Origin of the sequence: Kluyvera intermedia (assembly GCF_021440345.1) — a bacterium.
Lineage (GTDB): Bacteria > Pseudomonadota > Gammaproteobacteria > Enterobacterales > Enterobacteriaceae > Kluyvera > Kluyvera intermedia_A.
Genome location: NZ_JAKCNS010000005.1, coordinates 1 through 21,985, shown reverse-complemented (window position 1 = coordinate 21,985; position 21,985 = coordinate 1). Strand labels below are relative to the sequence as shown.

Here is a 21,985-nt window from a genome sequence, read left to right as displayed (position 1 = left end):
GCCGCGATGAAGATGTTACGCTGGATCGTGTTGTTAAGCGCCCTGTGCGGACAAGCCCAGGCAGCCTGTAACTGGCCTGCCTGGGAACAGTTCAAAAAAGAGTACGTCAGCACAGAAGGGCGCGTGATTGATACCAGCGACGCCCGCAAAATCACCACCTCAGAGGGGCAAAGCTACGCGCTGTTCTTTGCCCTGGCGGCGAACGATCGTGAGATGTTCGCGACCTTGCTGAATTGGACGCAGAACAACCTCGCCGAAGGCTCCCTGCGCGAGCACCTCCCCGCCTGGTTGTGGGGGAAAAAGGGTGACAACGAATGGACGGTGCTGGATACCAATTCAGCATCCGACTCTGATGTCTGGATCGCCTGGACGCTGCTGGAAGCCGGTCGGCTGTGGAAAAACGACGATTACACCGCCACCGGGAAAGCGCTGTTGGCGAAAATTGCCGAAGGCGAAGTGGTGAAAGTGCCGGGATTAGGACTCATGCTGCTGCCCGGGCGAGTGGGCTTTGCTGAGGAAAAACACTGGCGCTTTAACCCAAGCTATTTCCCGCCGCAGGTAGCCCAGTATTTCAGTCGTTTCGGTGCGCCGTGGACGACCCTGCGTGACACTAACCTGAAGCTGCTGCTGGAGACTGCGCCGAAAGGCTTTTCCCCGGATTGGGTGGGCTATGATAAAACCCACGGCTGGCAGGTAAAGGCCGCGGATATCATCGGTAGTTATGATGCGATTCGTGTCTATCTGTGGATTGGCATGATGCATGACGCAGACCCGCAAAAAGCACCTCTGCTTAAACGCTTTAACGCGATGGCGGCGCAGACCGTCAAGCAGGGGCTTCCTCCGGAAAAAGTGGCGATTGCCACCGGCAAAGTCACCGGTAATGGCCCGGTGGGTTTTTCAGCTTCTTTACTCCCATTCTTACAAAACCGTGACGCCCAGGCCGCTCAGCGGCAGCGCGTTGCTGATAATTTTCCCGGCGCGGATGCGTATTACAATTATGTTCTGACCCTCTTTGGGCAGGGCTGGGATCAACACCGTTTTCGCTTCAACGCCCGCGGCGAATTACTACCTGACTGGGGCCAGGAATGCGCAAGTTCACACTAAGTTTAATCACACTCTCTCTGGGCCTGACGCTGGTTCAGCCAGGCTATGCGGATACCTCGGTGGAAGAGCATTTGCTCAGCCAGGTGCGTTTGGGAGAGGCCAGCAAACGGGATGATTTGGTGCAGCAATCGCTGTACCGGCTGGAGTTGATTGATCCCAACAACCCGCAGGTGCTGGCAGCGCGTCTGCGTTACCTGCTGCGTCAAAACGATACGGCCGGAGCGCAAAAACAGTTAGAGAAACTGGCTCAGGTGGCCCCTGGCTCGACGGAATACAAAACGTCGCGGGTTGAAATGGGCCTGAACGGTAGCGCTGGGCGTCAGGCGCTCCAGCAGGCGCGCCTCCAGGCGACCACCGGACACGTTCCGGAAGCGGTGGCGAACTACGAGAAAGCCTTTGATGGCCCGCCGCCGGATGGCGATCTGGCCGTTGAATATTGGTCGACGGTGGCGCGTATTTCAGGGCGTGAAGCAGAGGCTATGGGCCATCTTCAGGCGCTGAACAAACAGAATCCAGGCAACGTCAGCCTACAAACGGCGCTGGCGAATATGCTGTTGTCTAACGATCAACGCGCTGCTGCATATGCCATTCTCGAACAGATGGCAAAATCGTCCAGCGGGCGCGGAACGGCGGGTGATATCTGGCTTAACGATATCAAAAAACAACCCGTCAGCCCTGGTAGCGAGAAAGCGTTACAGCAATTCCTGCAGGTTTTCGACAGCGGCGACGATGCCAATGACGCGCGTACGCTACTGGCCGAGCAGCAAAAACAGCTCGCCGATCCGGTTTTCCGCCAGAAGGCGGCCGCGGCTGAAGCTGAGGCCAATAAACCGCAAACCTGGCAGATATACTGGCCGTTGCTGCGTAAAGCCGATGCTGCGCTCAAGGCCGGAAATGTTGCGCAGGCTGAAAATCTCTACCAGCAAGCACACAAACTCGACGCTACCGACAGCTACGCGGTACAGGGGCTGGGTGATGTTGCACTGGCGCGTAAAGATAGCGCCAGCGCCGAGCGTTACTACCAGCAGGCTCTGCGTCTTGATCGTACCAACAGCGGTGCTGTACGCGGCCTGGCCAATATCTACCGTGAACAATCGCCTGAGAAAGCCACCGACTTTATCAACACCCTCTCTGCCAGCCAACGGCGCAGCATTGATGATATCGAACGCAGCCTGACGAACGACCGATTGTCGCAGCAGGCTGAAACGCTGGAAAAACAAGGGCGTTGGGCTGAGGCGGCTGAAGTACAGCGTCGTCGCTTAGCCATGTCACCGGATGATGTATGGACGACCTACCGATTGGCTAGCGACCTGGTGAGCGCCGGGAAGAAAAGCGAAGCCGATAATCTGATGCTCAATCTGGCGCGCAAAAAACCGACTGATACCGATCAGGTGTACGCCTATTCGCTGTATATGTCCGGTAATGGACAGGATCAGGCGGCGCTAACGCATCTGGCCGCGCTGCCGACGTCACAGTGGACGGATAACATCCGCGAACTGGATACGCGCCTGCGCAACGACCAGATTATTGCTCAGGCTAACCGCCTGCGTGATGGCGACCAGGAAGCTCAAGCAATTGCGCTGTTAAAACAGCAGCCGGAATCGGCGCGGATTCACTCGACGCTGGCCGACTGGGCACAGCAGCGTGGCGATACCGCGACCGCGTTAGCCGAATACAACGCTGTGCTGAAAAAAGATCCGCATGACGAAGATGCTCATCTGGGTCTGGCCGAAGTGTACGCTGCAGACGGCAATAAACTGGCTGCTCGCCAGCAGCTTGCTGAACTGTCCACCGAGGGCGAACGTTCGCTAAATACCCAGCGACGTATTGCGCTAGTGAACGCGCAGCTTGGCGATACCGAGACGGCACAGAAGATGATGACTGCGCTGATACCGCAGGCTAAATCCCAGCCGCCATCGATGGAAAGTGCGATGGTACTGCGCGATGCGGCGAGCTATCAGGCGCAGAGTGGGGATCCGAAACAGGCTCTAGAAACCTACAAAGATGCGATGGTGGCGGCGCAGGTGACGCCAACGCGTCCTCAGGATAACGACAGCTTCACTCGCCTGACTCGCAACGACGAAAAAGACGACTGGCTCAAGCGCGGTGTGCGTAGCGATGCCGCCGATCTCTATCGTCAGCAAGATCTTAACGTCACGTTGCAGCATGAATTTTGGGGCTCCAGCGGTACGGGCGGTTACTCGGATCTGAAAGCACACACCACCATGTTCCAGGTGGATGCGCCGCTCTCTGATGGCCGCATGTTCTTCCGCTCAGATTTGATCAATATGGACGCCGGTAGCTTCTCTGCCGACAAAAATAATGCCTATAAAGAGCAGTGGGGCACCTGTGATTTAGCCACCTGTTATGGATCGAAAAACCAATCCGGCAATGGCGCCAGCGTTGCTATCGGCTGGAAGAACGACACCTGGGACGCCGATATCGGTACCACTCCGATGGGCTTCAACGTGGTTGATGTGGTGGGTGGGCTGAGCTACAGCAGCGATGTTGGCCCTCTAGGCTATACCGTGAATGCGCACCGTCGTCCGATCTCCAGCTCGCTGTTAGCGTTTGGCGGGCAAAAAGATAACAGCAGCGGTGCGCATCCTGGCACCACCTGGGGCGGCGTGCGTGCTGACGGCGGCGGCCTGAGCCTGAGCTATGACAAAGGCGAAGCCAACGGCGTATGGGCGTCCCTTAGCGGCGATCAGCTTACCGGTAAAAACGTGGCTGATAACTGGCGCGTACGCTGGATGACCGGCTACTACTACAAGGTCATCAACGAGAATAACCGCCGGGTAACGGTGGGGCTAAACAATATGATTTGGCACTACCAGAAAGACCTGAGCGGTTATACGTTGGGTCAGGGCGGCTACTACAGCCCTCAGGAGTATGTGTCATTTGCGGTGCCGGTTAACTGGCGTCAGCGCACTGAGAACTGGTCGTGGGAGCTGGGCGGCTCGGTGTCGTGGTCGCATTCGCGCACCCGCACTGAGCAGAGCTATCCGCTGATGAGCCTCATCCCATCACAATGGAAGGCGGATGCCAGCGATGACACCAATAGCGGCAGCAGCAGTCAGGGCTTCGGCTATACGGCACGGGCTATTGTGGAACGCCGCGTGACGTCCAACTGGTTTGTCGGTGCCGGTGTCGATATTCAGCAGGCCAAAGACTACACCCCAAGCCACGCGCTGTTGTACGTGCGCTACTCTGCCGCAGGCTGGCAGGGCGATCTTGATATACCGCCGCAGCCGCTGATCCCGTACGCGGATTGGTAATTCCATCTATCCTGATTCAAACCCTCATCGTTCGCGTGGCGGGAAGGCAACAAGGAAACGCTCTCAGGTGCTTACTTAAGGTAAGTGACTGAGGGCGTAAACCAGCCCCACGCGCCGCTAAAGCGAACTATGACGGGTTATAGGTATTCGTCTTATATGACCTGGCACCATGCCGGGCTATAATCGTTGCGCCGGAGTCTATTTTGACTTTGCTGCCAGCCTCGTTATTCTCATTGCCTGTGCAACTCGTTCGTATCAGTGGAGAGCTCTTTTGCGCGTCAGCCGTTCACTTACAATAAAACAAATGGCTATGGTTGCTGTTGTTACCATGTTGTTTTTATTTGTTTTTTGCTTCATTTTACTGTTCCACTTCGTACAGCAGGATCGCTATAACACCGCTACGCAACTCGAAAGTATTGCGCGCTCTGTGCGCCAGCCGCTGTCGGCTGCCATTCTGAAAGCCGACATTCCAGAGGCCGAGTCCATTCTCGGACGTATTCAACCGGCGGGTATAGTCAGCCGCGCGGACGTGGTGTTGCCAAACCAGTTTCAGGCGCTGCGCATGAGCTTTATCCCGGAACGGCCGGTTCCGGTGAACATCACCCGTATTTTTGAGCTGCCGGTGCAAATTTCGCTGCCGCTCTATTCGCTGGAGCGCCCGGCAAACCCGCAGCCGCTGGCTTATCTGGTGCTGCAGGCTGATTCTTATCGCATGTATAAGTTCGTGATGAGCGCGTTAGCAACGATAGTGACCGCTTACTTCCTTTTAGTGCTGATCCTCACCGTGGCGCTGACCTGGTGTATCAACCGGTTGATTGTCAGGCCGCTGCGCAAGATTGCCTATGAAATCCACGATCTGCCTGGGGCTGACCGCATTGGGCATCAGCTGACGCTGCCGCGCCTGCATCATGATGATGAAATTGGTACGCTGGTGCGTAGCTATAACCGCAATCAACAGGCGTTATTGCGTCAGTACGACGAACTTAGCAGCCAATCGACCCGTTTTCCGATTTCTGACCTCCCTAACAAAGCATTTCTGCTTGGGCTGCTGGAGCAGAGCCTGGAGCGTCAAACGCCGGTGGCTTTGCTGACTATCGCCTGTGAAACCCTGCAGGATACGGCCGGTGTACTGAAAGAAGAGCAGCGCGAGATGTTGCTGCTGACGCTGGCGGAGAAAGTGAAGCAGGTGATTTCGCCGCGCATGGTGCTGGCGCAGATTAGCGGCTATGACTTTGCTATTCTGGCCTACGGTATCAAAGAGCCGTGGCATGCCATTACTTTAGGTCAGCAAGTGCTCACTATTATTAATGAGCGGCTGCCGCTGCAAGGTATTCAGCTACGCCCAAGCGCCAGCATTGGGATTGCCATGTACAGCGATGGCCTGACGGCGGAACAGTTCTACCGGCGCTCGCTCTCTGCGGCCTTTACCGCACGGCGTAAAGGCAAAAATCAGATTGAGTTCTTCGATCCTGAGCAGATGGTGAAGGCACAAAAACGCCTGACCGAAGAGAGTGACATTCTGATGGCGCTGGATACCCAGCAGTTTTCTATCTGGCTCCAGCCGCAGGTTGAGACGAAGACCGGCAAAGTTTGCAGCGCCGAAGTGCTGCTACGACAGCGTCAGCCGGACGGCAACTGGGTATTACCCAACGATCTTATCGACAACATTGAATCCTGTGGCCTGATGGTGACCGTGGGTCATTGGGTGCTGGAGGAGTCCTGCCGCCAGCTAGCGGTATGGCAGTCGCGTGGCATTATGCTGCCGCTGTCGGTGAATATTTCCGCGCTACAGCTCCTGCATCACGATATGGTTTCAGACATGTTGGCGCTGCTTAACCGCTACCGTATTGCGCCGGGGACGCTGGTGCTGGAAGTGACGGAAAGCCGCCGTATTGATGATCCAAAAGCCGCGGTGGCCATTCTGCGCCCGTTACGCAACGCCGGGGTGCGCATTGCGCTGGATGATTTTGGTATGGGCTATGCCGGACTGCGCCAGCTGCAACATATGAAATCGGTGCCGGTCGACATCCTGAAAATCGACAAAATCTTTATCGACACCCTGCCGGAAGATGCCAGTATGGTGGCAGCGATCATTCAGCTTGGGCGAAGCCTTAACCTGAAGATGGTTGCTGAAGGTGTTGAAAATAAACAACAATATGAATGGCTGAAGGCGGAAGAGGTCGATGTTCTACAAGGCTTCCTGTTTGCGCGCGCGGTCCCAGCAGAGGTCTTTGAGCAGGATTATTTAGGCGAGGAGAAATCACTGCTACCGGGATAAAATGGATAGCGATTGTGCGTGTCAGCTCAAGGTTTTAACAATTAAGTATCAAATTCACGTACAAATATTTCGATTATGTTTCTCGGATGTTACTTTGTGCTCACAGGTGAAAATAATCCCTACTTTTCCTGTGGCTATAGCTTAAGGACATCCTATGAAAACCTCTTTCTTTAAAAGCCTCTATTTCCAGGTGCTGTCGGCGATAGTGATCGGTGTGTTAATTGGTCACTATTACCCGGAACTGGGTGCGCAGATGAAACCGCTTGGCGATGCCTTCGTCAAACTGATTAAAATGATTATCGCCCCGGTTATCTTTTGTACCGTCGTCACCGGGATTGCTGGCATGGAAAGTATGAAAGCGGTAGGCCGCACCGGCGCCGTCGCATTACTGTACTTTGAAGTGGTCAGTACCATTGCTCTGTTGATTGGCCTGGTGGTGGTTAACGTACTTCAGCCGGGTGCCGGCATGAACGTTGACCCGGCGACGCTGGATGCGAAAGCGGTCGCTATCTACGCTGAACAGGCAAAAGATCAGGGGATTGTCGCCTTCCTGATGGATGTCATCCCGTCGAGCGTGATCGGCGCGTTTGCCAGCGGTAACATTCTGCAGGTGCTGCTGTTTGCGGTGATGTTCGGCTTTGCGCTGCATCGTCTGGGCAACAAAGGCCAGCTGATTTTCAACGTTATCGAAAGCTTCTCGCAGGTGATTTTCGGCATCATCAATATGATCATGCGCCTGGCACCGATTGGTGCATTCGGGGCGATGGCCTTCACCATTGGCAAATACGGCGTGGGCTCGCTGGTACAGCTGGGGCAGCTGATTATCTGCTTCTACATCACCTGTATTCTGTTTGTGGTGGTGGTGCTGGGATCTATTGCTCGTATGACCGGTTTCAGCATTTTCAAATTCATTCGCTACATCAAAGAAGAGCTGCTTATCGTGCTGGGGACATCGTCCTCCGAGTCTGCGCTGCCGCGTATGCTCGATAAGATGGAGAAGCTGGGCTGCCGTAAATCCGTGGTGGGTCTGGTTATCCCGACCGGCTACTCGTTTAACCTCGATGGTACGTCTATCTACCTGACGATGGCGGCGGTGTTCATCGCTCAGGCGACCAACAGCCACATGGATATCTTCCATCAGATAACCCTGCTGGTGGTATTGCTGCTTTCCTCTAAAGGGGCGGCTGGCGTTACCGGCAGTGGATTTATCGTGCTGGCGGCAACCATCTCGGCAGTTGGCCATTTACCGGTCGCTGGGCTGGCGCTGATTCTGGGTATCGACCGCTTTATGTCGGAAGCTCGTGCGCTGACTAACCTGATTGGTAACGGTGTCGCGACCATCGTAGTGGCGAAGCGTGTGAAACAATTAGACGCAAAACAGTTAGATGACGTGCTCAATAACCGTCCGAACGTAACAAAATCGCACGAATTATCCTCTTAATCCCATCACTTAAGCCCGTACTCCCTTGCTGGAGTGCGGGCTCCTGCGCATAATTAGGCGGCGTTATTCGTTGGCCGTGATAGCCTATGGCTATCGCACGTTTTATTTTACTTAGCCATGTGACGTTTTTACGATTGTGTGGTCTTACTGACGTATTTACTTCAAGATTTTAGGCAATCGCTTGAGTCGGTTGTCTTTTATACCCGGAATAGCGCGCAGGCGACTTACGTATCTGCGGACTTAACTATGAAGGGAATCACCAGGAATGTTCATCAGGGGTTCACATGCAGGGCACAACAATTCGACTTTTAGCCGGTGGTTTGCTGATGATGGCAGCGGCCAGCTCTGTGCAGGCAGAAACGCTCCAGCCGGACCCGGCCTGGCAACAAGGCACGCTGCCGAATGGCTTCCAGTGGCAGGTGCTTGCCACGCCGCAGCGCCCGAGTGACCGTGTAGAAATCCGGCTCTCGATTGATATTGGCTCGCTGAATGAAAGCGCTCAGCAGACCGGCTACAGCCACCTTATTCCGCGCATCGCGTTGACGCAAAGCGGCAGCATGCCAGCTGCACAGGTGCGCTCGATGTGGCAGCAGAGCATCGACCCAAAACGACCGCTGCCGCCAGCGATCGTCTCTTACGATTTCACCCGCTTTAATCTGAGTATGCCGAATAATCGCAGCGACCTGCAAAAAGAGGCGCTGACCTGGCTTGCTAACTCGTTAGGTAAACCGGACATTACGCCGGATACCATCAGCTACGCGCTGAGCGTGCAGGATATGGTGGCGACGTGGCCACAGGATACCAAAGAGGGCTGGTGGCGCTATCGCCTGAAAGGCTCAACCATGCTGGGACACGATCCCGCCGAGCCGCTGAAGCTGCCAGTTGATGCGAAACAGCTGACCGAGTTTTATCACAAATGGTACACCCCGGACGCGATGACCCTCATCGTGGTGGGGAACGTAGATAGCCGCGCGACGATCGAACAGATCGGCAAGATCTTTGGCGAACTGAAAGGCAAGCGCGAAACGCCCGCCGCGGTACCAACGCTGTCCCCGCTGCGCCCGGAAGCGGTGAGCATCATGACCAACGCGGTACAGCAGGATCGCTTATCCATCATGTGGGACGGCGCATGGCAGCCTATCCGCGAGTCGGCAACGTTGCTGCGTTACTGGCGTGCCGATCTGGCCCGTGAGGCGCTGTTCTGGCACGTTCAGCAAAAGCTGAGCCGTACCAATATGAAAGATGTCGGCCTGGGCTTTGACTGCCGCGTGCTCTACCTGCGCGCACAGTGCGGGATTAATCTGGACTCACCGGGCGACAAGCTCGAAGGCAATCTGGGGCTGGTGGCGCGTGAGCTGGCCGCCGTGCGTGATAAAGGCCTGCCGGCAGACGAGTTTAATGCGCTGGTTGCGCAGAAAAAACTTGAGCTGCAAAAGCTGTTTGCGACCTACGCCCGTATGGACACCGATGTGCTGATGAATCAGCGGATTCGCTCGCTGCAAAATCAGGTGGTGGACATCGCGCCTGAGCAGTATCAGAAGCTACGCCAGAGTTTCCTTGAAACGCTGTCGCTGGATATGCTCAACCAGGATCTGCGTCAGCAGCTATCGCAGGATATGGCGCTGATTTTGCAACAGCCGACCGGCGAGCCTGAATTCAATATGAAGGATTTGCAGGATACCTGGAACAAAATCATGCTGACCTCGAAGCCGGAAGCGGCTGCGGTGGTGGATGATAGCCACCAGGATGTCACCGATATCCCACCTGCGCAGTAAGCGCAGCAGCTGACCCCTCACCCTAACCCTCTCCCCACAGGGGAGAGGGGACCGATCGAGCCGGCGGAGAGTTTGGCTTTCTTCTCCTCACCCTAACCCTTTCTACAGCGGGGAGAGGGGATCGAGCGGTTGGTGGGGTTTGCTTTTCCCCCTCGCCCCTTTGGGGAGAGGGCCGGGGTGAGGGGAAACCCTCGCTCCAGACGAAAAAAAACCTCTCCCAGCTGGAAGAGGTTTTTTTAATCTAAAATCTTACGCTGGCATCGCGTCGCGCGGAATAATCGCCCCACGGTGCTGAATCACGGTGCTTGCCGTCTGGTGACCGCGTTTTGCTGCTGCCTGCGCATCGCCGCCGGTAAGGCGGACGGACAAATAGCCCGCGCTAAAGGAATCGCCTGCCGCGGTAGTATCCACCACTTTCTCTTTTGGCAGCTTCACCGCAGGCACATCGACCAGGGCTTCACCGACAACGGAAACCAGGCAAGAGTCTGCGCCGCGCTTCACCACCACTTCGTTAACGCCCGCTGCGTGCGTACGCGCGATAACCTCTTCAACCGGCTTCTCGCCCCACAGCGCATCTTCGTCGTCCAGGGTCAGGAAAGCGATGTCGGTGCATTCCAGCATCTGCTGGTACACCTGCTGAGTCTCTTCTTTGCTTGCCCACAGGCGCGGACGGTAGTTGTTATCGAAGATAACTTTCCCGCCGTTGGCGCGGCATTGGCTCAACAGCGCCAGCAGTTTTTCACGGCTCGCCGGGCTTAAGATAGCCAGGCTAATGCCGCTCAGATAGAGGTAGTCAAAGCTCGCCAGCTGTTCGCAGATAGCGGCAGACTGCTCGCTCTCCAGCCAGAATTTAGCCGCCGCTTCGTTGCGCCAGTAGTAGAACGTACGCTCGCCGGTATCATCGGTTTCGATGTAGTACAGGCCTGGCATACGGTCGCTCATGCGTTGAATCAGGTCGGTGTTGACGTTTTCCGCCTGCCAGGCATCCATCATCTGCTGGCTGAAGGTATCGGTGCCTAACGCCGTGACGTAATTGACGCTGAGCTCAGCCGGGGAGACCTGACGCGCGATGTAGACGGACGTGTTTAAGGTATCACCGCCAAAACCGCGGTTAACTTGTGCGCCCTTCTCGGACAGTTCAATCATGCATTCGCCAATCACGGCAATTTTTTTAGACATAGTCATCAACCTGAATCGGTAAATTTTTCGTAGTGTGCGCTGTGGCTAATCGGTGGTCAACTATATTAAAACATCGTTCCATTATTTTTTTTGAGCTAGCGCGTGTTACGGCATATTTGTCGTCTTTGCAGAAAAATAAAATGGCTCGGTCTGGACATAAAGTTATCAAATACCCCGCCGATAACCTTATGACCAGACCCTCTGACCCTCTATTCACAGGAAGCTTAAATGACGTTAAAGCAGGTGAGCCAGCGGGCGAGAGTTCCAGATACGGAGCTGGATAGCCTACAGCAGCTGCGTTATTGGCAAGAGTGTGAGCGCGTCTATACATATCAGCCTATCTACACCACCCAGGGTCGCCTGATGGCGATAGAGGTGTTAACGGTAGTGACCCATCCCTCTGACCCCCAAAAGCGTATCGCTCCGGATCGTTACTTCGCCGCAGTCTCTATTGGTCAGCGAATTCATGTCATCAAAGAACAGGTGGCAATGCTGGCAAAAAAGAAACATTTCTTTGTGCAGAATAAAGTGCTGGCCTCGGTCAACGTGGATGCGCCCACGCTGCTGGAAATGCGGCAGGACCGGATCCTGAAAACGATGATTGAAACGCTGCCGTGGCTGCGTTTTGAGCTGGTAGAGCATATGGCGTTGCCACAGGATTCGACGGTGGCTTCGCTGTGTGAATTCGGCCCGCTGTGGCTGGATGATTTTGGTACCGGTATGGCCAACTTCTCGGCGCTTAACGAAGTCCGCTACGACTACATCAAAGTGGCCCGCGATCTGTTCATCATGCTGCGTAAAACCCCGGAAGGCCGCAAGCTGTTTATCCTGCTGTTGCAGTTGATGAACCGCTATTGTGAAGGGGTAATCGTTGAAGGCGTAGAAACGCTGGAAGAGTGGCGTGAGGTACAGCAGTCACCGGCTCATGCGGCGCAGGGGTATTTTCTTTCCCGACCGGTACCGATGTCGACTTTAGATAATTTGATGATTCACCTGGTGTAACGCTGGCCTACGCTACCGTAGGCCAGCAATAACAATTTACAGCGACTCGTGACGCGTTTCGTGCGTCAGCAGCAGCGCAATCAAGGTCAGGGCCGCCATGGCCGCCAGGTAAACGCCCACGTAGAACAACCCATAGCTGCTCTGCAACCAGGCCGCGATATAAGGCGCGACGGATGCACCCAGAATCGATGCCACGTTGTAAGAGAACGATGCCCCGGTATAGCGAACTTCCGTTGGGAACAATTCAGGCAGAAGCGCCCCCATTGGACCAAACGTCAGCCCCATCAGGCTTAAACCTACCAACAGATACAGCATAATCAGCGACGTATCCCCTGAACCCAGCAGCGGCTGGAAGAAGAACAGCGCGAAGACGATAATCAGACTGGTGATAACGATCATGCTTGGGCGACGGCCAAAACGGTCGGCCAGCAGACCGGCAATAGGCACCATCACGCCGAACCCGATAACCGCCAGCATCAGCATCCACAGCACTTCGTTACGCGGCAAGCCCAGGCCATTTGGGGCGGCTGCAGTGCTGTAAGTCATCGAGTAGACGGTCATGATATAGAACAGCGTATAGGTCGCCAGCATGATAAAGGTGCCAAGCACCGTCACGCGGACATGTTTGCTGAGCAGCGTGCCCATTGGCACTTTCACCTGTTTCTTCGCCGCGGCAATTTTGGCAAATACCGGCGTCTCATGCAGCGAGACGCGTACATACAGGCCAATCAGCACCAGTACGGCAGAGAAGATAAACGGAATACGCCAGCCCCAGCTCATAAACTGCTGGTCGGTTAGCAGCCATGAGAGCAGCAGGAAGGTGCCGTTAGCGAAGAAGAAGCCAATCGGCGCGCCCAGTTGTGGGAACGAACCATACAGCGCGCGTTTGCGCGGTGGGGCGTTCTCGGTTGCCAGCAGCGCCGCACCACCCCATTCACCGCCTAAACCCAGACCCTGACCAAAACGCGCCAGCGCCAGCAGCATCGGTGCCAGAATGCCAATGGATTCGTAGGTTGGCAGCAGGCCAATCAGCACGGTTGAGATGCCCATGGTCAGGAGCGAAGCCACCAGAGTGACCTTACGCCCAACGCGGTCACCAAAGTGGCCGAAGAGCGCAGAACCGATAGGACGGGCGACGAAGGCAATAGCAAATGTTGCCAGCGATTGCAGCGTTGCCGCCGTTGGATCGCCCTGCGGGAAGAAAATATGCGGGAACACGATGACCGCGGCGGTGGCGTAAATATAGAAGTCGAAGAACTCAATGGCGGTGCCGATGAGTGAGGCCACGACGACTTTATTACGTGAGTTAACCGGAGCGGAAGCCTGTTCGTTATCGAGTGTTGTGCTTGTCATAGTCTTTTCTAATATTTATAGCGAACGAAAGGCCATATTAGACATAGCAAAAGCGACATTTCAATGTGTAACGGGAATGTAAAAACAGGCAAAAATAGCGAAAAAGTGGATAATTTTTATACCCGCAGATTATCAAACATGAAATGCTTCACATTTTTTGTCAATCAGATGATAAAACTAGTTTTTGGTTAAATAAAAGTTACAGGCTGGATTTATATGCTGAAACGATGAGTTGGGCCGAAATTTTTCATTATCTCTCGGCCCAACATCACGTTTAACCGTGGGTTTTACCCGGCATTCTCGGGTCGTCTTTGTACTCGGCGGTAGCAATCCACGCCGCGCAGAACAGGGTCAGGCGGGCAAAGAAGTAGAAGAATGCCATTAGCCCAAGGACCGAGCCAAATGCTGCACCTGACGGGGATTTCACCAGCGTCGGCAGCGTCCAGGTCATGATGATTTTAATCACCTCAAAGCCGATTGCTGCGATAAACGTGCCGCGAATCAGCGCCTTCTTGCGCGGACGGTGGCGCGGCAGACGCCAGAAAATCCAGAAGAACAGCAGGTAGTTAGCAAAGATAGAGATCGCCAGACCAATCAGCCGCCAGGCAGGTTTGAGCCATTCAATGCTATCGAGGTACAGCGCGGAGATGATCAGTTGCTGCGCGGAGCCGGCCACCGAGGTAATCGACAGGGTGATGATAAGCGCGATGAGCAGGCCAATCAGCGACACGAAATCACGCAGGTATTTCACCCACAGCGCTTCTTGATCCTGCGGCGTGCGCTCCCAGACGTCACGCGACTGCGCGCGAATGGCCTCGCGCAGGTTACCCATCCAGTTAATCCCGGAGTAGAGCGCAATCCCCAGACCAACCAGACCGACGGTAGTACGCTGCTGGACGGCGGTGTTGATGGTACTTTTGAGCGTGGCGGCAAGCGTTGGATCGCTGACGTTGACGAGGATCTTATTAAAGATGTCCTGCAATAGCGTCGGGTGTGAGGCAAGCACAAACCCGGCGGCAGCGAACGACACCATCATGATGGGGATCATCGATAGGAACGAAAAATAGGTGATTGCAGCGCCAAACTGGTTCCCCATCCGGTCATTAAAGCGCTCGGCGGCGCGGAGCAGGTGGGCGATAACCGGGAGGCGTTGGATCTTCTGCGCCGTGCTGGTGACGGTGTCCAGCGCTTTGCTGGCTTTTTGCTGCGTTCTGGAGATAGAGCTGAGTTCTGATTCCTGCAGCGGACGTTTCTCGTCATTTTCCGACGTCATCAGGGATATTTTCCTTTTTATAGCTTTTACTTAAGTATAGATCGTTCCCCGGAGTCGGCGCTGGCGCGTCTCATCCGGGCTACATTTCAGCAAGCCAGGCCTGGCTGCGATGCTGAATTCAATCAACGTAATCCTGCAACACCTCGGTTAACCACTCCATGAACAGATGAACCCGGCGCGAGAGATTGCGGCGATGGGGATAAATTAACGACACCGGCATCGGCTCTGCCCGATACTGCGGCAGGATCTCCACCAGTTTGCCGCTGTGCAGCGCTTCCCGGACGCCGACGCGTGGAGCCTGAATAATACCAAGCCCCGCCAGACAGGCGGCGTGATAGGTTTCGGTGCTGTTCACCGTCAGAACCCCCCCGGCCTTCACCCACTGGGTGCCATTCTCTCGGGCTACTTCAAAGCCCGGCGGGCGCACGCCGATCGTGGTGGCGTAGTGTACCAGCGCATGGGTGCTAAGGTCGTCCAGCGACTCAGGGTAGCCGAAGCGCGATAGATAGGCAGGGCTGGCGCAGTTGATAATGGACAGTTTACCGAGAGGCCTGGCAATAAGACCCGAATCTTTCAGCGTTCCGACGCGCACTACGCAGTCAAACCCCTCGCGAATGACATCCACCAGACGGTCGCTGCTGCTGAGTTCCAGTTCGATCCCAGGGTAGTGCTGCAAAAATCCCGGCAACCGTGGGATCACCACGTGGCGGGCGACGGCGACCGGCATATCCACACGCAGTCGTCCGCTAACGCTGCTGGGGTCACTCTGGAACATGCTGTCCAGCTCATCCAGATTGCTCAATAGGTCTTTGGCTCGTTCGTAATACACCATTCCATCTTGCGTCAACAGAACCCGGCGCGTCGTACGGTGCAGCAGGCGACAGCCGAGGTGGTTCTCCAGCGCCTGGATTTGCCGCGATACGCTACCTTTAGGAAGGCCCAGCGTGTCAGCCGCACGGGTAAAACTCTCCAGCTCGGCGACGCGGATGAACAGTTGCATTGCGTGAATTTTATCCATCGAAACGACCCATTGTTGTTGTAGATGAGACAGTGAAGCGCAACTGGCGGTATTTATTGTTCTTTTATCACCTAATAAGCTTGTTCTCAACGTACACACCATCTGAAATGAGGTTTCTATGACCCAACGTATTGCATTAGTGACCGGCGGCAGCCGTGGTTTAGGCAAAAATGCAGTGTTGAAGCTGGCTGCTGCTGGAACAGATATTATTTTTACCTACAACAGCCAGCGCGATGCGGCATTGCAGGTTGTCGCTGAAATTGAGCAGGCAGGGGCGAAAGCCGTGGCATTGCAGTTGAACGTTAGCGATGTGGCGAGTTTTGGTGAGTTTGCCCAGCAGGTGAAAACCCAGCTCCATCAGGTGTGGGGCCGCGAATCATTTGACTATTTAGTGAACAACGCCGGGGTTGGCCTCTACGCATCCTTTGCCGAAACCTCGGAAGCCCTGTTTGATGAGCTGATGAACATCCACTTTAAGGGGCCGTTCTTCCTCACCCAGCAGCTGTTACCGCTGATGGCTGACGGTGGCCGCATCCTCAATGTCTCAACCGGATTAGCGCGTTTTGCTCTGCCGGGTTATGCCGCCTATGCGTCAATGAAAGGGGCGATGGAAGTACTGACTCGCTATCAGGCCAAAGAGCTTGGTGCGCGCGGGATTTCGGTCAACAGTATTGCCCCTGGGGCAATTGAAACCGACTTTGGCGGCGGGCGTCTGCGTGATAACGAAGAGCTGAACCGCTACGTGGCTTCGCAAACCGCGCTGGGCCGCACCGGCTTACCGGATGATATCGGTGATGCCATTACCGCATTGCTAAGTGATAATTTGCGCTGGATGACCGCACAGCGTATTGAAGTGTCGGGTGGAATGTTCCTGTAACCCGCTTCATCTCGCTCAGCAAGGGTTCGATGAACACATTGTGCCGGAATAAGTCCGATTTCGGGTTTATTCCGTTTATACATTTCCCATGATGGCTGTAATGACTTATATTCAGTCAATTAATGTTATTAGATGCTCTTCTTTTTTAATCCTTTCCTCAATTTAATTGTAATGAGCCATGTGAATGCGTAATTGTAGCCACAGGGTTGTAAGTATTCATAATTATAATATTTGGATTATTCATTATCTACGTAGAATGCCCCAGGCCAAACGGCGAGTTCTTATTTTAAACCGTGAGGACTACTCTTCCGGTCATTAGAGAACAGTTTATTTTTCAATGGGGAATCCGTTATGCAGGTAGTCATGTTTGACAGGCAGTCAATATTTATTCATGGAATGAAAGTCAGCTTACAGGAACATATTCCGGGAATTGATATTTCTGCAGTTGGTCAGGCCGATGACCTGTGGCGGCAGCTTTTGCGCCATCCGGATGCGCTACTGATCCTTGATGGTGAAATGGATCATGGCTTTTGCCAGTGGCTATTGCAGGAAAAGTTTCAACAGTTTCCAGACTCGAAGAGCATCGTGGTGGTCAACGAGTACAATCGCGCGTGGCTGCACGATATGATGGCGTTTAACGTACAGGCGGTTATCTCTCGTGATGCCAGTATTGAAGTCTTTGTACAGACTATCAAAAGCGTGCTGCGTGGCTTGATGTGTCTACCGGGTGACTGGCGGATGGAGTACGAACAGGAAAAACGCGGTCTGGATAATCTGAGTCAACGTCAGCGAGAAATATTGGTGCTGCTGGCTAACGGTGAATCGAATAAAGAGATTAGCCGGGCGTTAAATATTAGCGCTGGTACCGTCAAGGCACACCTGGAATCTTTATATCGGCGTTTGGATGTAAAGAACCGCACTCAGGCTGCCATGGTGCTCAATAATCGGGACGCGTCAGCGTATATCTGTCTGGAATAAGGCCGACTCAGCCTGGCGCTGTACGGCCAGGCTGCTTTGCCGCTCACCTTCACCTTGCCATAAAGCCAGCGCGCTCTGAAACTTCTGCTGATTAATACAATCCACAATAGGCGATTTCTGCACCGCTTCCGGTCCCAGGCTAAAAGCCAGCGACAGCACGGCGTCAAACTGACTCTGTGTTAACGGCGAACGTACACACTGATGTAAAACCCGCAGGTAATAGCCGACATCCAGCGTGAATAATGTATCCGCTAGCCAATGCGTTATCGGTGCATCAAAAGTCTCATGGTCGCGGATCAAATGACCATAACCAATCAGCCACAGTCCGTCTTCATCGCAGTACTTTTCCAGTGAAAGTCCCTGATAACGTTTAATAAAATCCAGTCCCTGCGGGCTGGGCATAGTGGGAGCAAGCGGCATCTTTTATCCTCAATAAACGGGAGGCAGAGTGTAAAAGAAAGCCCTGAGCGTGCCTATGGGCCGGATGTCGGTGACTTATCATACTCATGGCTAAGTAATCCAAAAAGCCAGTCGTTATACCACTTCCCGGCAAGCGGGTAGCTTTCTCGTAGCTCGCCTTCCAGCCTGAAACCGACCTTTTCAAGCGTCTTTCGGGATGCCGTATTGCCTACCGTGACCGTCGCGGTCAGGCGGCGGATGCCACCTTCGTTAAAGGCATAATCACAGACAGCGCGCAGAGATTCCGTGCCATAGCCCTTGCCCTGGGATTCGGGGGCAAATAAGAATCCCACCTCGGCGCAATCAGCTTCCCGGTGAATATATCCGGTGACGCCTACCGCGACATTTTGCGCATCGCGAACGACCAGGCAAAGCCAGTGCGATGCGCCGGGTGACCATGGACGCAGGCGTGAGTCAAACGTCTCGCGTATCTCGTCTTCGCTTCGGTTATCCGCAACATAGCGCATCACCTGCGGGTGCTGCTGCAGCATAAGAAAAAAAGGCCAGTCGGCAGGCGTAATGAGCGTACAGCTTAAACGTTCCGTGGTGAGCGCGATCATAAATTCACCTTCTGAAGGAGGAGACAGGACTGTTAATTTGCCTGATTTGCTCTATGGTGTAACGACAAAAATAACAAAATAACAACATGTTAATCCTAAGGCTAAATTGCCTTGTTGTTGATTAAGGAAATTGAAGATGCCGACCCCATCGCATCAGATTGGCCTGCAATTTGAACATTGCCTGAACGTCATCCGTCAGGCGTCAATTGAGATCCTCACCTTACTTAAAATGCGCGTCACGGAAGGCAAAGATCCACGCTGGTTTCTCGAACAGCTCGATCAGGCACGTCTGAATCTGGGGGGATGGGGAGTGGTCGCGCAGCGCCTGAAGATTAACGACAGTCAATTGAGTGAATTCATGCTCCAGCTGCGCCATCTGCAGCAGGGAATTGCTTCGTACGAACATGGGGTGTTGGCGACGGAGAATCAGCTGATAGCCGCAGAGCGCTTTGTGGTGACGCTGGAGCAGATAAAACGACAGCAGCCTCTGCTGAAGTTTACTACCGGCTATGCCAGCGATGCCGATCAGCTTCAGGAACAAGCGGAGCGGCAGATTAGGACCATCCAGCTCATGCTATGTGGGCTGGTCGAGCAGGTATGGCCGGATACGCCGCATCTTCACCACCATCTCAAATCACAATTTGGCGCGCAGGAAGTGGCTCGCTGGCACTCACGTAGCCCGTCTGGTGAGATCCTTGACGGTATGTCTTTTAGTGAACTGGCGCTGCTGGTGGTAGATAAGAAGACCTTTTCCCGCCATTACTCGTCACTGTTTAACCACGGAACATCGCTGACGTTTCTGGTTGAGCAACGTTTAACGCTGCATGCCTTCCTGGATGATATTCGCCGGATGCGCAATAAGCTGTTGGCTCATCACCCTCTGACTGAAATTGAATGCCTGCTGCTAGAGCATTACACGCAGCAAATTACCGCGCCGGTTCAGCGAGCGTATGAGCAGGGACGTACGCGGGTTAACCCAGCGAGTCTGATGGCGGCCGACGGCAGTGAAGTTCAGCATTACTGGCACCGGGCCGCCGAGTACGCGCAGGCGTGGGGAGCGGATGCGCTGCCCATTGCCGACAGCATTGAGCGCGTGCATCACGAAACGCGTGAGCACTCGGATGCGCATGAGCGGCTGATTACCGCTATTTTGTGGGGCGCGGTGGGCGTTCTGGTGCTGGGAATAGCGCTCGGCGGGATTAGCATTCTGACCTCTCCACCCGAAACCTTGCAGCCGGTCGAACAGCATTATACGACGCATATCATTGATGAGGCGGTGGGACAGCTCCCCTCTGCGCGCGAAATTCTCGCCAGGCGTGGAATTCTCTGGGATAGCAGCGCGCTGCGTTCCGCTATCGATCGCAACGATATCGAGGTGGCCGAGCTTTTTTTACGCGGCGGGATGAACTGGCAGCTGGCCTGGACCGACCTGGCAATGTCATCCCAGCATGAGTCGGTGCTGAATCTGCTGCTGCGCTACCGTAGCCAGATGGATGAAGCCAAGCCCTGCCGACGTTTTATCAATACGCTGACCCATGAACTGTCGCGCGGTGCGCGGCTTGATGCGGTTCGCCAATCCTACCTGCGGACTTTTTGCACCACCCCTGCGGTTGTTACGCGACAGCGTCTGGCGGTGGAGAGTGCGCAAAAGCGCAGCAAAGCCACCGGGGATGCGCAAAGCAAGAAGTGGCTATCTATCCAAAAGTCGGTCTATGACGTCATTCGATAAGCGGGATGCGCTACGTAAAATTTGCTGAGTACACCCCCGTACCTCGGCGCCTTTCACGTAGCGCAATGCGTGTTAAAGCAGACGATAATGGGCGTCTGGCTTCATTTTCATCGGCACAATGCTCTCTTTTAGCATCTCCCGCAGATCAATCTCGATGGCATTGCAGATGGCGTTTAACGGCAGATCGTTATCTTCCGTGCCGAAGGGGTCTTCCAGCTCCGTGGCGATAGCATCCAACGCCAGCAAGGCATAGGTGGTGAAGATCGAAAACAGCAGCGTCAGAAAACCAAAATCGTGGATCAGCAGCAGCGGGTAGACCGCGCAAAAAATACCGACGGTGCGGTGCAACAATAGCGAATAGGCGTAGGGGATTGGCGTATTGCTGATGCGTTCGCAGCCACCCTGAATCGCGCTTATCTGGTTCAGATAGGTATTGAAGTTACGATAAACAAATTCATTTGGGCGATGCTGATACAGCCACTGACCGATGTTTTGCAGCAGAGCGTTACAGGGCGTCGTCAGGTGCTGATAATCCAGCGCCCTGCAAACCGGCACCGGCCCGTGGCGCAGTTTAGATTTGAGCGTCTCGCAGTAGGTCACCATTAAATCCAGCACCACCTTTTTCTCCTGCGGGCTGGTCTGGGTCGTATTCATGATTTCACGCATTAGCGAACGATTGACGATTAATAGGTCGCCCCACAGCTTGCGGGCCTCCCAATAGCGTAGCCAGGCGGTATTGTTGCGAAAGCCGAGAAATACTGAAATCGAAATAGAGATCCCAATGAAATAGAACGAGCTCTCTTTGGCGATAATTCCGTGGAGGTGTAAGAGCGGCAGCGTAAATAGATACACGATGTTAAGCATGATAAAGAAACATAGCTGCGGCGATATTTTTCTCATGATCGACCCGCGCCATGAGAACAGCTTTCTAAACCAGGTTTGCTCCGGCCTGACAATCATGATTAGGCCTTATCCTGTGACAGCGCCAGAATAGCGTCATAAATGACCTGCAGACGTTGCAGATAGTGGGCAAAGACGGCGGCTTTATCCTGTACTGAAATGATGCCATCGAGGTTACCCTGCGCATCAATGTGGGAAGGCTGGAGTTCCAGGTCGCTTAACTCATCTGACACTACCTGGAAATCGATACGGACTTCACCAAAGGTACGCGAACGGATGATATTAATATTGACGCTGCCGAACAGGTTGACGCTAAGACGGCCTTTTTCACTAGGTTGGATCTGATGGTTGTAGAGGCGTTCGGTGGCGGTAATCTGGGTTATCAACTCCATGGAGTATGTGTTCCAGTATTTATCCATTTTGTTTTTATGATTGAAGATTTGGATGGATTTTTCTTCCAGGGAAGTCGCGCTGTTCATCATGGTTTACTTATCAATAAGGAGTTTGAAAATATCTGATGTAATGGAAGTAACGTGATATAGCGCTATTGGCATTGCATCTACCGGGAGCCTAAGTGTCCGCCTATACAAAATACCATGGATTATATGATGGCGTGGCAACGACGAACCGTAAATAATAAGGTAGATACCTGCTGCCTATTATGGGTTATTTTGATAATCAATGATGAGTAAGCTATTAATATTATCGAGGACGTTAGCGGGCTAATTAATAGGGCTTGCGTAGAAATATTAACAGGACAGATTGGGTGATGCTGCCAACT

17 protein-coding genes are annotated in these 21,985 nt (G+C 54.0%); 9 read left to right on the top strand and 8 right to left on the bottom strand.

Annotation, left to right across the window (positions count from 1 at the left end; translation table 11 throughout):
- Positions 1-6 precede the first annotated feature (6 nt).
- The 5 genes from bcsZ to LZ634_RS00890 all read left to right on the top strand — a co-directional run bounded on the left by bcsZ (position 7) and on the right by LZ634_RS00890 (position 9,876).
- Positions 7-1,104: a cellulose synthase complex periplasmic endoglucanase BcsZ gene (gene bcsZ, locus LZ634_RS00910; RefSeq protein ID WP_234501871.1), complete on the top strand. Its 1,098-nt coding sequence runs from the start codon at positions 7-9 to the stop codon at positions 1,102-1,104.
- On the top strand, positions 1,086-4,382 hold the full coding sequence (gene bcsC / locus LZ634_RS00905) for a cellulose synthase complex outer membrane protein BcsC (protein ID WP_234501870.1): 3,297 nt from the start codon (positions 1,086-1,088) through the stop codon (positions 4,380-4,382). Before bcsZ ends, bcsC begins: the two co-directional genes overlap by 19 nt.
- A gap of 271 nt (positions 4,383-4,653) precedes the next feature.
- A complete protein-coding gene (gene hmsP, locus LZ634_RS00900) occupies positions 4,654-6,660 on the top strand; it encodes a biofilm formation regulator HmsP (protein WP_234501869.1) in 2,007 nt (668 codons plus the stop codon).
- A 154-nt stretch (positions 6,661-6,814) separates the two neighbouring features.
- Positions 6,815-8,101: a dicarboxylate/amino acid:cation symporter gene (locus LZ634_RS00895; RefSeq protein ID WP_234501868.1), complete on the top strand. Its 1,287-nt coding sequence runs from the start codon at positions 6,815-6,817 to the stop codon at positions 8,099-8,101.
- A 284-nt stretch (positions 8,102-8,385) separates the two neighbouring features.
- Positions 8,386-9,876, top strand: coding sequence for a M16 family metallopeptidase (locus tag LZ634_RS00890; RefSeq protein WP_234501867.1), 1,491 nt, complete (start codon positions 8,386-8,388; stop codon positions 9,874-9,876).
- A 249-nt stretch (positions 9,877-10,125) separates the two neighbouring features.
- Here LZ634_RS00890 and LZ634_RS00885 read toward each other — a convergent pair whose 3' ends face one another.
- Entirely contained in the window at positions 10,126-11,055 is a 930-nt protein-coding gene (locus LZ634_RS00885; protein WP_234501866.1) for a sugar kinase, read from the bottom strand.
- Positions 11,056-11,283: 228 nt separating this feature from the next.
- Between LZ634_RS00885 and pdeH the strand changes: the two genes are divergently transcribed.
- Positions 11,284-12,057, top strand: a complete 774-nt coding sequence (gene pdeH, locus LZ634_RS00880; RefSeq protein WP_112202126.1) for a cyclic-guanylate-specific phosphodiesterase — start codon at positions 11,284-11,286, stop codon at positions 12,055-12,057.
- Between the two features lie 36 nt (positions 12,058-12,093).
- Here the strand turns inward: pdeH and LZ634_RS00875 are convergent, their stop codons facing one another.
- The 3 genes from LZ634_RS00875 to LZ634_RS00865 all read right to left on the bottom strand — a co-directional run bounded on the left by LZ634_RS00875 (position 12,094) and on the right by LZ634_RS00865 (position 15,701).
- Entirely contained in the window at positions 12,094-13,410 is a 1,317-nt protein-coding gene (locus LZ634_RS00875) for an MFS transporter (RefSeq protein WP_234501865.1), read from the bottom strand.
- 274 nt (positions 13,411-13,684) lie between these two features.
- The gene (yhjD, locus tag LZ634_RS00870) at positions 13,685-14,683 is read right to left on the bottom strand and encodes an inner membrane protein YhjD (RefSeq protein ID WP_234501864.1); all 999 of its coding nucleotides are present in this window, start codon (positions 14,681-14,683) and stop codon (positions 13,685-13,687) included.
- A 118-nt stretch (positions 14,684-14,801) separates the two neighbouring features.
- Positions 14,802-15,701, bottom strand: a complete 900-nt coding sequence (locus LZ634_RS00865) for a LysR family transcriptional regulator (protein WP_234501863.1) — start codon at positions 15,699-15,701, stop codon at positions 14,802-14,804.
- A 118-nt stretch (positions 15,702-15,819) separates the two neighbouring features.
- On the opposite strand from LZ634_RS00865, the gene LZ634_RS00860 reads away from it, so the two are divergent.
- Both LZ634_RS00860 and LZ634_RS00855 read left to right on the top strand, forming a co-directional pair.
- Positions 15,820-16,578, top strand: coding sequence for an SDR family NAD(P)-dependent oxidoreductase (locus tag LZ634_RS00860; protein WP_234501862.1), 759 nt, complete (start codon positions 15,820-15,822; stop codon positions 16,576-16,578).
- A gap of 351 nt (positions 16,579-16,929) precedes the next feature.
- Complete coding sequence (locus LZ634_RS00855) at positions 16,930-17,556, top strand: helix-turn-helix transcriptional regulator (protein WP_234501861.1); 627 nt, start codon at positions 16,930-16,932, stop codon at positions 17,554-17,556.
- On the opposite strand, the gene LZ634_RS00850 is transcribed toward LZ634_RS00855, so the two are convergent.
- Together LZ634_RS00850 and LZ634_RS00845 are read right to left on the bottom strand one after the other, a co-directional pair.
- Entirely contained in the window at positions 17,533-17,976 is a 444-nt protein-coding gene (locus tag LZ634_RS00850) for a lysozyme (protein WP_234501860.1), read from the bottom strand. The genes LZ634_RS00855 and LZ634_RS00850 overlap by 24 nt on opposite strands.
- 53 nt (positions 17,977-18,029) lie before the next feature.
- Positions 18,030-18,575 (bottom strand): GNAT family N-acetyltransferase, encoded by a 546-nt coding sequence (locus LZ634_RS00845; RefSeq protein ID WP_234501859.1) that lies wholly within the window; start codon positions 18,573-18,575, stop codon positions 18,030-18,032.
- A 136-nt stretch (positions 18,576-18,711) separates the two neighbouring features.
- Here LZ634_RS00845 and LZ634_RS00840 point away from each other — a divergent pair, with 136 nt between their 5' ends.
- Positions 18,712-20,304: an STY4199 family HEPN domain-containing protein gene (locus tag LZ634_RS00840; RefSeq protein ID WP_234501858.1), complete on the top strand. Its 1,593-nt coding sequence runs from the start codon at positions 18,712-18,714 to the stop codon at positions 20,302-20,304.
- A gap of 72 nt (positions 20,305-20,376) precedes the next feature.
- Here LZ634_RS00840 and LZ634_RS00835 read toward each other — a convergent pair whose 3' ends face one another.
- Positions 20,377-21,264: a bestrophin family protein gene (locus LZ634_RS00835; RefSeq protein WP_265178845.1), complete on the bottom strand. Its 888-nt coding sequence runs from the start codon at positions 21,262-21,264 to the stop codon at positions 20,377-20,379.
- Positions 21,265-21,266: 2 nt separating this feature from the next.
- Positions 21,267-21,683 (bottom strand): hypothetical protein, encoded by a 417-nt coding sequence (locus LZ634_RS00830; RefSeq protein ID WP_265178846.1) that lies wholly within the window; start codon positions 21,681-21,683, stop codon positions 21,267-21,269.
- Between the last annotated feature and the right edge of the window lie 302 nt (positions 21,684-21,985).